This is a genomic window from Frankia sp. CeRuru1, assembly GCF_977966315.1.
In genome coordinates, this window is the sequence record NZ_CDWWEW010000092.1 from 1 (window position 1) to 14,821 (window position 14,821).

Sequence of the window (14,821 nt, forward strand, 5' to 3'; positions counted from 1 at the left end):
GCCCCGGGTGGCCGGGCGGGCCGCCGGCGCCCCGCCGTAGCCGGGCCCGGTGGCTGATTCCGCTCGTCCTCGTGCTCGCCCTCCTGGCCGGCGCGGGCGGGACAGGCCTGTTCCTGTTCTTCCGCTCCGCCGACGGCCCTGCCGACGCCGTCCGCGCCTACCTGACGGAGGTCAGCGACTCGCGCTACGAGGCCGCTTACGCCCGCCTCTGCCCATCGGTCCAGGAACGCCGCCCGGCGTCCGAGTTCGCCATCATCATGCGGGCTCTGGACGATGTCCAGGGCGGTATCGCCTCGTTCGCCGTGCGGGGAGTGCAGATCCACCGGTCCGTGGGTTCCCCGACGGTCCGGGAGGTTCAGGTCGACGTCCGGCGCGGCAGCGCCTCGGCGAGTCACGAGACGTACCAGGTGGGAAAGGAATCCGGAAGCTACTGCCTGCTGGCGCCCGGCGCCCCGTTCTCCTTGGACCCGTCGCTGCCCCCGGATCTTCAGCCGCCGGGCCCGTTCGGTGATTTCCCCGGCGATGGCCGGCGTGGCGGTAGCGACGACGAGCCACCGGTCCGCACGGCCTGACCCTCTTCGCCAGCCTGAGGTGAGACACCCATGTACTGAGTGCCGGTATTTCGGATTGGGTCAGCGCAGGGTGGCGATGCCTGGCGGGGTGAAGCGCTGCCCGGTGACGGCCTCGCTGATGCCGGTACGGTCCAGGTAGGGCGTGATGCCGCCGAGGTGGAACGGCCAGCCGGCGCCGAGGATCATGCACAGGTCGATGTCGGCGGCCTCCGCGACGATCTTCTCGGTCAGCATCAGGTGGATCTCCTCGGCGAGCGCCCGCAACGCCGCCTCGCGTACCTCGTCCCCGGTCAGCGGGGTGGCGGCCGGGGACGGCGTGGAGATGAGCGCGGCGGCGTCCGGGTCGACGGTCTGGACGCCGTCCGGGCCCGTGGTGTAGACGCCGCTCCGGCCCGCCTCGACCAGCCGGGCGAGAGCCGCCGGCCGCCGGAACCGGTCCGGGAATGCCGCGTGCAGCGTCTCCGCGACATGCAGGGCGACCGGCGGCCCGACGAGGGCGAGCAGGGTCATCGGGGACATCGGCAGCCCCAGCGGATCGAGGGCGTGGTCGGCCTCCTCGAGCGGCGTACCGCCTTCCGTCGCGCCGAGCACCTCCCCGAGGAACCGGGTCAGCAGCCGGTTGACGACGAACGCCGGGGCATCGGCGACCAGGACCGCGTTCTTCTTCAGGTTCTTCGCCACGGCCAGCGTCGTCGCGATGGTGGCGTCGTCGCTGCGGGCAGCGCGGACCACCTCGACCAGGGGGAGGACCGACACCGGATTGAAGAAGTGCAGCCCGGCGACCCGTTCGGGATGATCGAGCCCAGCGGCCATCTCGGTGACCGACAGCGCCGAGGTGTTCGTCAGGAGCACGGCCGTGGGCGCTACGACGGCTTCGAGCTCCGCGAGCACGGTCCGCTTGACGGCCAGGTCCTCGAAGACGGCCTCGATGACGAGGTCCACGTCCGCGAAGCCGTCCTTGGTCAGGGATCCGGTGACGTTCGCCTTGTAGCGGTTCGCCTGGTCGGGGGTGATGCGGTGGCGCAGCAGAAGGTTGTCGATCTCCTGGTGGACCCCCGCGACCCCGGCGTCGAGCCGGGCCTGGTCGATGTCGGTGAGCACCACCGGCACCTCGAGCCGGTGCGCGAACACGAGGGCGAGCTGGCTTGCCATGAGGCCGGCGCCGACCACCCCGACCTTCGTCACGGGCCGGGCCAGCGCCGGGTCCGGCCCGCCCACCGGCCGCTTCGCCCGCTTCTGCACGAGGTCGAAGGAGTACAGGCTGGCGGCGAGCTCGTCGCTGACGGACAGATCGGCGAGGGCCTCGGTCTCGGCCGCGTACCCGGTGGCGCGGTCGGCGGTCTCGGCGAGCGCGAGGAGGTCCAACGCCCGGTAGGCGGCCGGCGCGGCCCCGTGCAGCTTCGCGTCGGCGAGCGCCCGGCCCCGTGCGATCGCCTCCGCCCAGGCCGCCCCCCGCTCGACCGGCGCGCGGGCGGCCACCGGGTCGACCTCGCCGCGCAGCACCCGGCCCACCCAGCGCAGCGCCTCCGCCAGGAAGTCCGCCGGCTCCAGCAGCACGTCCCCGAGACCTAGCTCGAACGCCTGCCGGCCGCGCAGCATGCGGTTCTGGCTGAGCGCGTTGCCGATGATGACGGACACCGCCCGTTCGGCGCCGATGAGGTTGGGCAGCAGCTGGGTGCCGCCCCAGCCCGGGACGAGGCCGAGGAAGACCTCTGGGAAGGCGAGTGCGGGAATGCCGGCGGACAGCGCCCGGTAGTCGCAGTGCAGGGCCAGCTCCAGCCCGCCGCCCAGCGCCGCCCCGTTGACGAGGGCGAAGGTCGGGACCTTCCGGTCACCCAGGCGACCCTCACCCACCCGGGCGAAGGCCTCGTGCCCGAGGCGGCCGAGCGCCGCGAGCGATGGGCGGATCTGCTCCGGGTCGGTGAGCGACGAGCGGAAGGACAGGTCCGCACCCACGCTGAAGATGAACGGCTTGCCGGTGACGGCGATCGCGGCGATCGGCGGGTCGTGCGCCTCGATCTCGTCGACGGCGGCGAGCAGGGACCGCAGGCCGGCTGGGCCGAAGGTGTTCGGCCGGGTGTGGTCATGACCGTTGTCGAGGGTGATCAGGGCGACGGGCCCGGCCACCCCGGGCAGCCGCGCGTAACGGGCGTGGGCGGCCGTGACGACCTCGTCCGGCAAGGACAGGGTCACCTCGTCGATGGTCATGGATCTCCCCTCGGTTCCGCCGCGGGCCCGGTCGTGTCGGACGGGTCGTCCCGGGTCGGTCGTCGTGCCTGCTCAGTCGTCGTGCCTGCTCAGTTGGCCGCGGCGTGGTGCGGGTTCGCCCAGATCGTGGTGGCGCCCATGCCGAGACCCACGCACATCGCCGTCATGCCGTAGCGCACCTCGGGATGCTCGGCGAACTGCCGGGCGAGCTGGGTCATCAGGCGCACCCCGCTGGACGCCAGCGGGTGACCGAACGCGATGGCCCCGCCGTACGGGTTGACCCGGGGATCGTCCTCGGCGATGCCGAAGTGGTCGAGGAAGGCCAGGACCTGCACGGCGAAGGCCTCGTTCAGCTCGAACAGGCCGATGTCGTCGATGGTCAGGCCGGTACGGGCCAGCGCCTTCTCCGTCGACGGGATCGGCCCGACGCCCATCACCTCGGGGGGGACTCCGGCGAACGCGAAACCCACCAGGCTCATCTTCGCCGACAGGCCCAGCTCGGCCGCCACCTCGGCGGCGGCGAGCAGGCAGCCGGTGGCGCCGTCGTTGAGCCCGGCGGAGTTGCCCGCGGTCACCCGCCCGTGCGGCCGGAACGGCGTGCGCAGCCCGGCGAGCCCCGCCTGCGTGGTGTCCGGTCGCGGCGGCTCGTCGGCAGTGACGAACTCCCAGCCCGTCTCGACGTGCCGGGCAGCCACCGGGACGAGGTCGGGCTGGATCTGACCGTTCGCGTACGCCTTGGCGACCTTCTCCTGGGAGGCCAGAGCGAAGGCGTCCGCCCGCGACCTGGTGATCTTGGGGTACCGGTCGTGCAGGTTCTCGGCGGTCGAGCCCATCACCAGCGCGGAGGTGTCCACGAGCCGTTCGGCGACGAACCGGGGGTTGATGTCGGCGCTTTCGCCCATCGGGTGGCGGCCCATGTGTTCCACCCCGCCGGCCATGGCCACGTCGTAGGCGCCGACGGCGATCGACGAGGCCGTCGTGGTCACCGCCGTGACGGCGCCTGCGCACATCCGGTCGATTGCGAAGCCCGGCACCGTTTCCGGCAACCCGGACAGGATGGCGGCGACCCGGCCGATGGTCAGGCCCTGATCGCCGATCTGGGTGGTGGCCGCGATCGCCACCTCGTCGATCCGCTCAGGGGGGAGGGAGGGATTGCGCCGCAGCAGCTCCCGGACCACCCGCACGATCAGATCGTCGGCACGGGTCTCGGCGTAGACGCCCTTGGCCTTCCCGAACGGGGTTCGGACCCCGTCGACGAACACGACGTCGCGTACGAAGTTTCTGGATGATCCGAACACGGGACCTCCCGACCCGCGGCCGCCACCGACCGCCGGTTCGTCGCCGTCGAACGTCGGCTGTTGTCCGGAACCCGGTTCCAGGGCCCGGACAGCCAGCCGGCACCGGCGCGGATACCGCCGGCACGGCTAGCCTACGGCAGCGGTTACCAGCCGGTAGACATCTCGGAGCCATGGATGCCCCAGGTGCCCGGGGAGGCCGATGTCGTGGGATGCCAATGTCGTGATGCGCCGGTCCGTCCCTGGCCCACGACCCGCAGATCCGGCCGTCAGCCCGCCGGCTCGGCTGTCGGTTCGGCCGGTGCTGTCGGTTCGGCCGGTGCTGTCGGTTCGGTCGGCGGCTCGGCGAGGACGGTGAGCAGGGGAGCGGCCGTCAGCTCGATCTGCCAGGGGCGTGCCCCGCCGGCCCGCAGCGCCCCGGCGACGGCCGTGTCCGTCAGGGGATTCGGCGGGGACCAGGCGAGCCGCCGGGACAACGCGGGCTCGAGGAGGTTTTCCACCGGCATCGTGTGGGTGGCGGCGAGGGCGGCCAGCGCGGCCCGTACCCGGGCCAGCCGCGACGCGGCCACCGGGTCGCGCTCGGCCCAGCGGTTGGGCGGCGGCAGACCGTCGCCGCCCGGTCCGGCCGGGGCGGGCAGCTCTTCCTCGGGTAGCGCGGCGGCGCTACGCAGGGCGTCGAGCCAGACGTTCGCGGTGCGGCGGATCCGTGGTCCGGAGAAGATGGGCAGTCGGACCAGCGCGGCCGCGTCGGTGGGGGCGTTCAGCACGGCGTCCATGATCGCGCTGTCCGGGAGGACGCGACCCGGCGCGACGTCACGGGTACGAGCGAGCCGGTCCCGGGCGGTCCACATCGCCCGGACCGCCGCGAGCTGGCGGCGGGACCGGGCGCGGTGGATCCCGCTCGTCCGGCGCCACGGCTCGGCCCGTGGCTCGCGTGGCGGGGCCGTGACGATCGCGGCGAACTCCTGCCGGGCAAATTTGATCTTGTTTTGTTCGATCAGCTCCGCCTCGAGCGCGTCGCGCAACTCCACCAGCAGCTCGACGTCGAGTGCCGCGTAGCGCAGCCACGGCTCGGGAAGCGGGCGGGTCGACCAGTCCGCGGCCGAATGGCCCTTCTCCAGCCCGTAGCCCAGCACCCGTTCGACCATCATCCCCAGCCCGACCCGTTCGTAGCCCAGCAACCGGCCGGCGAGCTCCGTGTCGAACAGCAGACTCGGCCGCAGACCGAGCTCGGACAGGCACGGAAGGTCCTGGCTGGCGGCGTGCAGCACCCATTCGACCCCGTCCACCGCGTCCTGGATGACGCTCAGATCCTCGAGCGCGATCGGATCGAGGAGCAGCGAGCCCGTGCCCCGCCGTCGGATCTGGACGAGGTAGGCCCGCTGGCTGTACCGGTAACCGGACGCGCGTTCGGCGTCGAACGCGACCGGCCCGACGCCGGCCGCGAGGCGTTCCGCCGCCGCGGCGAGTTCTGCGGTGTCGACGATGACGGGGGGTACCCCGTCCGCAGGGGTGAGCAGCGGGATGGGCTCATGGGCACCAGTGCTGGACTGTACCTCCACCTCTGCGCTGACACCCCCGCTGACCCGCTGTGTTGATTCAGGAACCGTCGACGTCACGATCAGTGATCGTACGTCTGAATCCTGGCAGAGGTAGCCGTGTCCTACAGCGAATCGCGTTATTTATACGCTTTGTAACGACTCGGTAATGGGAGGTGCGCGCGGTGGAGGATCGGCCGCGGCGCGCGGTGGGTGGTGCGGTGCTGTCCGTCCGGCGGGCCGGTGTGACGCGGTCAACCCCGGCGGGTTGGTAGTGCGATGACTCCGGACAGTTGTGGGGGAAGGCCGGCCATGGCCGCGAGCAGGTCGCCGAACGCGAGCAGGTGGGCGGCCGTCGCCGAGGCGCTCCAGGGCGGCTGGCCCTGCGCGCCCGGCCCTGCGGGGCCGAGGTCGGATGCGAGGGTGGTCTCCGCCCAGTCGGGTGACCAGGAGCAGCGCAGCTCCACGGCGAAGCTGTCCCCGTCGGCCGCGAGCACGCCGAAGCGTTGTGACGCGGTGGCCGTGACCGTGCCGCCCAGGGCGCGCACGCCCGCGCCGTGCGCCTCCAACGATTCCCGCAGCCACGACCAGGCGACCTCGGCAAGCAGGGGATCGCCGGCGATCTCCCGGTCGATGCTCGCGCGGGCGTAGCAGACGATGCGGGCCGTGCCCTGCCAGGCCGGCTGTCCCTGAGGATCCATGAGCAGGATGAGCCGGCCGGCCGCGGTGTCGGCCTCGTCCCCGGTCAGCCCACCGGCCAGAGCGAAGGAGAACGGCGCGACCCGGGTGGGCGCCGCCACCTCGTGCACCGCCACCTCCGGGCGCAGCCGCGCGATCCCCGCGCGCAGGGCGTTGGTGACCGCGAGGAAGATCGGAGGGCTCGCCTCGGATGACTGCGCGACCCCCATGACGGCAACGGTAGGACGTCGGTCTTGATCATGCTGGCCGGACGTCGGAGCGTACGGTTTCGGTCCCGTTGCGTGCGGGCGGGAACCGGTGAGCCGGTGTCCGGAGTACCCCGGCTGAGGGGCGGAACTGTGCAGGCTCACGCCGGGATCCGCGCGGCGGCACGATCGCGGCCGCGGAGATCCCGGACTGCGGGGGTCTCGCGCGCGGGCCTCGGCCGGGCCGTCGGCCGCTCCGCGGGGGCCGGCCCGACCAGCACCGCGGCGCCACAGGAGGTGCAGGCCCACTCCGGGCAGTCGTCACCGTGCCCGTCGGAGCACGGGGGTTGTTCGAAGATGCGCTCGTCGCCGCATGCGATGCAGACGAGAACGATGTGATCCTCGGCGCTCATCCGGACCCGTTCCACTCGACCACCACTCCCCGCGCACGTCTGCCCGTGATGCGTCCCGTTGGATCGTGGTGGGCGCATAACCACGGATCGCGCGCCACTCGCCACGGCCGGCGGGAGGGGGAACGCGGGATGACGCGCACCCTCTACCCCAATTCCGACCGGACTGACGGTGCCACGGGACGGGCGGATGTCCGTGCATTCTCTCCGGCGTGTCGCGTGAGCCCGTCTCGGGGCGGTGCGGGGCGGATCGCCCGGTCTGTGGGCCGGTGGGGCCGGGCCTCGGCTCAGCCCGCCTGGCCGGCCGGCTTCGAGGTGGGACGTGCCGGCTCTGCGTCGCCCAGCCGGGCGGCGTCGCCGCGCAGCCAGTGCCGCTCGACGAAGAACGGGGCGACGGGCAGCACCGCGGCGATCAGCGCGAGCACGGTCCGCTTACGGCGCCAGCGCCCGACCACCGAGAGGTAGCCGATGAGGGCGCAATAGATGAGGAAGAGCACGCCATGGACCGGGCCGAGGATCCGCACGCCGATCGGGTAGTCGGCACCGTATTTGATCGCGGTCGCGACGAGCAGCAAGAGGAAGGACGACGCCTCGGCGAGCGAGACGATGCGGGCCAGGGCAAGGGGCTGGGAGGCGCCGCTCGGGGCACGACCGGTCATCGGTGACTCCTCGTCGTAGCAGATGGCGTCGTAGGGGATGGCGTCGTAGCGGATGACACCGAGGTGTTCCACTGTCCGGGTGCCCTGGAGTGCCGGGACCCGGGACGCGCCGTGGCATGCCACGGCGACCGCGGGATTCGTCACGTCCGATCGTTCGTCCCCGTCCGCCGGCGCGGCCTCGACGGACGGGAGCGCCCGGCACCGGCCGGACCTGGAAGTTCTTCTACCCAGAGTAGAAGATAGCGGATGTGCAACGTTCCGGTTGGTACTCCCCGGTCCTCGCCGCCGGGAGCCGTCAGGCCCGTGCGGTGGCCCATCCCGCTATGGCCGTACTCCCACACATCTCACGGGCGTGCAACGATCGACCCATGCCTGTCCTCCACGTCGACGCGGGACCCGGATCCGGGCCGGGCGGCGTCTCGCCCCCGCCGACCGGTGCCGCGCTCGCCCGGCGGCTCGGCCTGGCCGACACCGCGCCCTTCCTGCGGGCCTGTCGACGGGAGCCCCCCGGGACCACGCCGGTGTGGTTCATGCGTCAGGCCGGGCGGGTCCTGCCCGAGTACCGGGCCCTGCGCGCGGGAGTCGCCATGCTCGACTCCTGCCGGGAGGCCGAGATGATCACTGAGATCACGCTCCAGCCGGTACGCCGGTTCCGGCCGGACGCGGCGATCTTCTTCTCCGACATCGTGGTGCCCCTGGTCGCGATCGGCCTCGACATCGACATCGTCGCCGGGATCGGACCGGTGGTGGCCGAGCCCGTGCGGGACGCCGTCGGGCTCGCCGCGTTGCGCGCACTGGAGCCGGACGACGTTCCCTACGTGGCCGACGCGGTCCGGCTACTGCTGGCCGAGCTGGGTTCAACCCCGCTGATCGGGTTCGCCGGGGCGCCGTTCACCCTCGCGAGTTACCTCATCGAGGGCGGGCCGAGTCGCGACCACGCCCGCACCAAGGCGTTGATGTACAGCGAACCGAAGCTCTGGCACGACCTGCTGGCCCGGCTCGCCGACATTACCACCGCCTTCCTGCGGGTCCAGGTGGATGCCGGTGTCGACGCGCTGCAGCTGTTCGACTCCTGGGCCGGGGCGCTGGACGAGGCGGACTACCGTCGCTACGTCGCGCCGCACAGCGCTCGGGTGCTGGCCGCCTTCGCCGGTGAGGTGCCGCGCATCCACTTTGGTGTGAACACCGGTGAGCTGCTCGCCGCGATGGGCCAGGCGGGTGCGGACGTCGTCGGGGTCGACTGGCGGGTCCCTCTCGACGAGGCCGCCCGGCGGATCGGGCCCGGTCACGCCGTGCAGGGAAACCTCGACCCGACCGCGGTCTTCGCCCCCGAAGCGGTGCTCGCCGCCAAGGTGCGTGACGTCTGCGCCCGCGGGGCCGAGGCGGAGGGGCACGTGTTCAACCTCGGCCACGGGGTGCTGCCGCAGACCGATCCGGGCGTGCTCGCACACGTCGTTGACCTCGTCCACGGCAGGTGAGTCCACGGCAGGTGATCCGCCCTCATCGGACCGGTTCACTGGAACCGGCTCGATGGTGAAAACTGGCGGGCGGCACCACTCAACGTGAAGGGCGGCAGGAACGTGCGGGTTGTGATCGTCGGTGGGGGTATCGCCGGGCTCTCGGCCGCCCGCGCCCTGGCCGGGCACGCCGAAGTGACCGTCCTCGATGCGGCGGACCGGGTCGGTGGCAAGCTGCGTACCACCCCGATCGAGGGTCTGGACGTCGAAGAGGGCGCGGAGTCCTTCCTCGCCCGGGTTCCCGACGGACTCCGTCTGGCCCGGCAGATCGGGCTCGGGCACGACATCGTGCATCCGGCCACGACGTCGGCGTCACTGTGGATCCGCGGCCGGCTGCGTCCCATCCCCCCGAACACTCTGCTCGGAGTGCCGACCGACGTCCTCGGCCTGGTCCGCTCGCGGGTGCTGTCCCCGTGGGGGCTGGTGCGGGCCGCCGCCGACCTGGTGCTGCCGCGGACGCGTTTCGCCGACGATCCGACCGTCGGCCGCTACGTCGGCACGCGGGTCGGGCGCGAAGTCGTCGACCTGCTGGTGGATCCGCTGCTCGGGGGGGTGTATGCGGGCCGGGCCGACGCGCTGTCGCTGCGGGCTACCGTGCCCCAGCTCGTCCCCATCTTCGCCGAGGACCGCTCGCTGCTCCTCGGCGCGCACCGGGTGCGGGCCCGTACCGGACCCGCGACGACGACCTCGACGGCACCGCTGTTCGCCACGCTTCGGGGGGGCCTGGGCTCCTTCGCGGCGCGGGTGGCGGCGCAGTCCGGCGCCACCGTGCACACCGGGGTGCTCGTCCGCTCGATCGCGAAGACCGCGGGCGGCTGGCAGGTCAACTGTGACCGGGTGGGCGGCGCGGACGCCCTTGGGCCGTTCCAGGCCGACGCCGTGATCCTCGCGGTGCCCGCCGGGGTGGCCCGCGCCCTGCTGGCGCCGCTGGCCCCGCATGCCTCCGCCCCGCTTGCCGGCGTGCCCTACGCCTCGGTCGGCCTGGTGACGCTGGTCTACCGGGATGCCGCGCCGCCACCCGGCAGCGGATTCCTCGTGCCCGCCCGGGCGGGCACCGCGGTGAAGGCGGCCACCTTCCTGTCCGCCAAGTGGCCGCACCTGGGCTCCGACCGGCTCACGGTGGTGCGGGCGAGCATCGGCCGCGCCGGTGCCGAACAGGACCTGCAGCGTGGGGACGTGGAGCTCGCCGGGGTGGCGGCGGCGGAGATCGCGCAGATCACCGGTCTGTCCGGTCGGCCGGTCGCGACCCGGGTGAGTCGCTGGGGCGGGGCACTCCCGCAGTACCTGCCGGGTCATCTCAACCGGATCGCCGCGGTGCGCCGGGGGCTTCCAACGGGGATCGTCCTGGCCGGCGCGGGATACGACGGTGTAGGCATCCCGGCCTGTATCCGGTCGGGGGAGACCGCCGCGCACGCGGTGCTGAGGGCTACCCGGACGGCGCAAGGCAGTCCGGCCGATCCGGTGGGCCCGGGAATCTGATTACGTGCACCGGCCCGGACCGCGTCCGGCCGCCGGTGAAGGAGGATGGGAATGTCGGAGTCCACGAAATCGGCCCGCGAACTCAACGCGGAGCTGCTCTACACGGGATGGTCGGTCTTCGCGGCCGACCGTCCGCTGCCCGCCGAGCGGACCCCGCTGATCGACGAGGCGACCGCCTTGCTCGACGGGGCGCTGGCCAAGGACGTCTACACCCGCGGTGTCTACGAGATCTCGGGCTACCGGGCCGACGCGGACCTGATGGTCTGGTGGACGAGCCCGGACCCGGACCTGCTGCAGGAGACCTACCAGCGGTTCCGGCGGACGGCCCTGGGCGGGCACCTGCGTCCGGTGTGGTCGGCGGTCGGCCTGCACCGGCCGGCGGAGTTCAACCAGAACCACATCCCCGCCTTCGTCCGGCGGGAGGACCCCCGCGGTTATCTCTGCGTCTACCCGTTCAACCGCTCGCTGGAGTGGTACCTGCTGCCGGACTATGAACGGCGCGGGATGCTCGCCGAGCACGGGATCATGGGCCGGGAGTACGAGGACGTCCGGGCCAACACGGTGGCTTCGTTTGGACTGGGCGACTATGAGTGGCTGCTCGCCTTCGAGGCGGATGAGCTGCACCGGATCGTCGACTGCATCCGACACCTTCGGGCCAGCGCGGCGCGACGGCACACCAGGCTGGAGACGCCGTTCTACACCGGTGCCCGCAAGCCGCTGGCGGACGTCGTCACCGCCCTGCCCTGAGGCGGGTGGCTGCCGGGTAGACCGGCGGAGGACCGGTGCCGGCGGAGGACCGGTGCCGGCGGAGGACCGGGACGGCAGCCGGCGCCTGCCTGGGCGCCCCCACCCGTCCGGCAGGCGCCGACCGTCCCGTGACTGTGCTCACCGGCCTCACCCGGGCGGCATCACTCCAGGTGACATCAATCCCGACGTGACATCACCCCGGCGATGTCACCCCGGCGATATCACGTCGGCGACGTCGCACGGGGCGCGCAGGATCGCACAGCCCCACCCCTCCCGGCGCCCGCGGGGGCGGGCAGCCGACGGATCCCGAGCCGAGACCCGCGATCCATAACGCAGAGTAGCATTATCGCCGCTGTTTGTGTGCGCAGCGTAGGCGTCAGGCGTCCGTGGGTCGATGGTGCCTGTCATGCCCGCGTCGGCGGGCGGACTCGGAAGGTTCGTCGACTCGGAAGGTTCGTCATGGCGGTCGCTGGTCGACGACCGCATCTCTGTTACTGTGAGTTGCCATAAACGCATGGATCACGCCATCGCCACGGTCGGCGGTCGGGGCGTCACGCTGCCATCGCCGGGCCGGGCCGCTGGTAGATCATCTCGGCGTAGCCGGTAACGTTGCCCCCGTGACCACGGAGCGCCACCCGTGTCGGCGTCCGGTATTCCAGTTCGCTCCGGTGTGCCGACACACCCCAGTGGAACCTGGATGATGCGCGCGTTCGGCTCATCGTTCGGGGTGGCCCACAGTCAGTGGCGGGGGAAGATCGCTGGAGGTCCGGTCGATGCACCACCGAGGGATGAATTCGTGGCTGTCTGAGCGAGGGGTGCCGCGGGCCGCCGAACGGGGAGGACGATGACACCTCCGGGCCCGTTCGGATCCTGGCTCGGGCTCGGGCACGTGCCGGCGCCACTGGGCCAGTCCGTTCGGCCGGGTCCGGTCGGTGTCGTTGACGCGCGCCGTCGCGGTGCTGGGGGGGACCACGAGTGACGGAGACGGTGCCCGGCGACACGCGCGCGACCGCTGGGTCGAACTTCGTTCCGCGCGCCCGCGGCGGGCAGGGGATGCCGTCCCCGCCGGGCGCGCCGGCGGGGACGGCCGGTCGTCCCGTCGGCGCACCGCCGAGCCGCACGGCCACCGGGCCCGGCGGGCGGCACAGCGCGGGGCGGGTGAGCCCAGCCGCCGTCGAGACGGGCGGCTACCGCGCTCAGGTGACCTGGGAACGGCGTTACGTCCGGCTGCTCGTCCTGTTCGACGCGGCCGCCTGCGTGGTGGCAGCGGGGCTCGCGTATTTCGTGCGATTCGGCGACCTGGTCGACTTCGGTACCCAGCCGGTGTCCTCCAAGCCATACATCCTCATGACGGTTCTGCTGCCGCTCGCCTGGGTGCTGGCGATGTCCCTGAACCGGGCCTACGAGAGCCGGTTCCTCGGCGGCGGGTCGGAAGAGTTCCGGCGGGTGGTCAACACGGCGGCCCGGTTCACCGCGGCGGTGGCCATCGCCTCGTATGCGACAAAGGCGGAGATCGCCCGTAGTTACGTGCTGATCGCCTTCCCGGCCGCGACCCTGTTCTCCATGGTGGGTCGGGTCGTCGGCCGCGGCCTCCTGCACCGCATGCGCCGGGCCGGTCGTTGCCTGCACCGGGTGCTCGTGGTCGGGGCCGGGGAGTCGGCTGCCACCCTGGTCCGGCTGGCCCAGCGCGATCCGACGTCGGGCTGGGCGGTCGTCGGTGTCGTGCTTGACCGCTCGCCCGGCCGGCACAGTCACGACCGGCCGGAACGCAGTGGGTTCGACCTGCTCGGGGTGCCGATCGTCGGCACCTCGGAGACCCTGCACACTGCCATCACGGCCACGCACGCCACCACGGTCGCGATCAGTCCGCAGATGGACGGCGAGACGCTGCGCCGGGTGCTGTGGACGCTGGAGGGCAGCGACGTCGACGTGCTGGTCTCCTCGGCGCTGACCGACGTGACCGGGCCGCGGATCTCGATCCGTCCGGTGGCCGGGCTGCCGCTGCTGCACATCGAGGAGCCGGAGCTCACCGGTACCCGTCGGGTGATGAAGATGGTCTTCGACCGGTGCGTGGCCGGAACGATCATTCTGCTGTTCTCCCCGCTGCTGCTCGGTCTCGGGCTCGCGGTGCGACTGACCAGCCGCGGCCCGGCGTTGTTCAAGCAGACCCGGGTGGGGCGGGGTGGTGAGCACTTCACCATGTACAAGTTCCGGTCGATGTACGTCGACGCGGAGGCGCGCAAGGCGGAGCTGGAGTCCCGCAACGAACGGGCCGAGGGGCTGCTGTTCAAGATGCGTGACGACCCGCGGATCACCAAGGTCGGGAAGTTCCTGCGCAAGTGGTCGCTCGACGAGCTGCCGCAGTTGTTCAACGTGCTGGGCGGCACGATGTCGCTGGTGGGGCCGCGCCCGCCGCTGCCGTCGGAGGTCGCCCGCTACGAGGACGACGTGCACCGCCGGCTGATGGTGAAGCCGGGGCTGACCGGCCTGTGGCAGATCAGCGGCCGGTCGGACCTCGAATGGGACGAGTCGGTCCGTCTCGACCTACGCTACGTCGAGAACTGGTCACTGGCGATGGACTTCGTCATCCTCTGGCGTACCGTGTTCGCCGTGCTGCGCCGCGAGGGGGCGTATTAGGGGCCCGCATGGCCAGCTAGCCAGCCAGCGTGGCGTAGGTGGTCGATGATCCGGTCCACGGCGTCCTCGGCGGAGAGCTCCGCGGTGTTCACCGTGACGTCGGCGTCGGTCGGCGTCTCGTACGGATCGGACACGCCGGTGAAGGCGGGCAGGACGCCTGCGCGCGCCTTGGCATAGAGCCCCTTACGGTCCCGCGCCTCGCACACCTCCAGCGGTGTGGACACGTGTACCAGCACGAATCCGCCGCCTGCGGCCCGGACCATCCCCCGGACCTGGGCGCGCACGTCGGCGTACGGCGCGATCGGCGCGCACACCGCGGTGCCTCCGGCTCCCGCGACCTGGGCCGCGACGAAGCCGATCCGTCGGACGTTGATGTCGCGGTCGGCGCGGGAGAATCCCAGTCCCTGGGACAGCTGGGTCCGCACGACGTCCCCGTCGAGCAAAGTGAGCCGGCGTCCGCCGTATTCCAGTAGTCGGCAGACGAGCAGGCCGGCCAGCGTCGACTTCCCGGAGCCGGACAGCCCGGTGAGAAACACGGCCAGGCCCCGCTTCGAACGTGGTGGGATGGCGCGGGAGAGCTCCGCGGCCACCGCCGGCGGGGTCAGTTCGGCCGGTATCGGGTTGCCGGCGTCGAGCAGCGAGGCCAGTTCCATCCGCCCGGGTGCGCCGATCGCCGGCCCGATGAGGCTGCCGGTCAAGCCGTAGAAGCTGGCCAGATGCGCCCGCTGGGCGGCGAGTTTCGCCAGTTCGTCGGCGGAGCTCGCCGCCGTCTCCACGCCTGTCCAGGCCGCGCCCGCCGCCGCCCACGCAATGTCCGCCAGGTCCGTGGGTGCCGGGGGGGCGGGCGTCACGGCCGTGGCCGGGCCCGGTACCCC

At 72.3% G+C, this 14,821-nt stretch carries 11 protein-coding genes and 1 pseudogene; 5 read left to right on the top strand and 7 right to left on the bottom strand.

Annotated features, from left to right (window positions below):
* Window positions 1–572 (top strand): annotated as a pseudogene (locus AC08OP_RS09415) (hypothetical protein); the annotation flags it as partial.
* A 60-nt stretch (window positions 573–632) separates the two neighbouring features.
* On the opposite strand, the gene AC08OP_RS09420 reads toward AC08OP_RS09415, so the two are convergent.
* From AC08OP_RS09420 to AC08OP_RS09445, 6 genes are all read right to left on the bottom strand, one after another.
* A complete protein-coding gene (locus tag AC08OP_RS09420) occupies window positions 633–2,780 on the bottom strand; it encodes a 3-hydroxyacyl-CoA dehydrogenase NAD-binding domain-containing protein (RefSeq protein ID WP_476613838.1) in 2,148 nt (715 codons plus the stop codon).
* 89 nt (window positions 2,781–2,869) lie between these two features.
* On the bottom strand, window positions 2,870–4,078 hold the full coding sequence (locus tag AC08OP_RS09425; RefSeq protein WP_476613839.1) for a thiolase family protein: 1,209 nt from the start codon (window positions 4,076–4,078) through the stop codon (window positions 2,870–2,872).
* A 266-nt stretch (window positions 4,079–4,344) separates the two neighbouring features.
* On the bottom strand, window positions 4,345–5,694 hold the full coding sequence (locus AC08OP_RS09430) for an HRDC domain-containing protein (RefSeq protein WP_476613840.1): 1,350 nt from the start codon (window positions 5,692–5,694) through the stop codon (window positions 4,345–4,347).
* A gap of 173 nt (window positions 5,695–5,867) precedes the next feature.
* The gene (locus tag AC08OP_RS09435; protein WP_476613841.1) at window positions 5,868–6,521 is read right to left on the bottom strand and encodes a DUF3000 domain-containing protein; all 654 of its coding nucleotides are present in this window, start codon (window positions 6,519–6,521) and stop codon (window positions 5,868–5,870) included.
* 137 nt (window positions 6,522–6,658) lie between these two features.
* Entirely contained in the window at window positions 6,659–6,910 is a 252-nt protein-coding gene (locus AC08OP_RS09440; protein WP_476613842.1) for a hypothetical protein, read from the bottom strand.
* 284 nt (window positions 6,911–7,194) lie between these two features.
* Entirely contained in the window at window positions 7,195–7,710 is a 516-nt protein-coding gene (locus tag AC08OP_RS09445; protein ID WP_476613843.1) for a DUF3817 domain-containing protein, read from the bottom strand.
* 224 nt (window positions 7,711–7,934) lie between these two features.
* On the opposite strand from AC08OP_RS09445, the gene hemE reads away from it, so the two are divergent.
* The 4 genes from hemE (at window position 7,935) to AC08OP_RS09465 (ending at window position 13,946) form a co-directional block, all read left to right on the top strand.
* Entirely contained in the window at window positions 7,935–9,044 is a 1,110-nt protein-coding gene (gene hemE, locus AC08OP_RS09450; protein WP_476613844.1) for a uroporphyrinogen decarboxylase, read from the top strand.
* A gap of 102 nt (window positions 9,045–9,146) precedes the next feature.
* Window positions 9,147–10,562, top strand: coding sequence for a protoporphyrinogen oxidase (gene hemG, locus AC08OP_RS09455; RefSeq protein ID WP_476613847.1), 1,416 nt, complete (start codon window positions 9,147–9,149; stop codon window positions 10,560–10,562).
* A gap of 51 nt (window positions 10,563–10,613) precedes the next feature.
* Window positions 10,614–11,309 (top strand): hydrogen peroxide-dependent heme synthase, encoded by a 696-nt coding sequence (hemQ, locus tag AC08OP_RS09460; protein WP_011435779.1) that lies wholly within the window; start codon window positions 10,614–10,616, stop codon window positions 11,307–11,309.
* Between the two features lie 975 nt (window positions 11,310–12,284).
* Entirely contained in the window at window positions 12,285–13,946 is a 1,662-nt protein-coding gene (locus AC08OP_RS09465) for a sugar transferase (RefSeq protein ID WP_476613845.1), read from the top strand.
* Here the strand turns inward: AC08OP_RS09465 and cysC are convergent.
* A partial coding sequence (gene cysC / locus AC08OP_RS09470) for an adenylyl-sulfate kinase (protein WP_476613846.1) occupies window positions 13,943–14,821 on the bottom strand: 879 nt, incomplete at its 5' end. The two genes, AC08OP_RS09465 and cysC, sit on opposite strands and share 4 nt — an antisense overlap.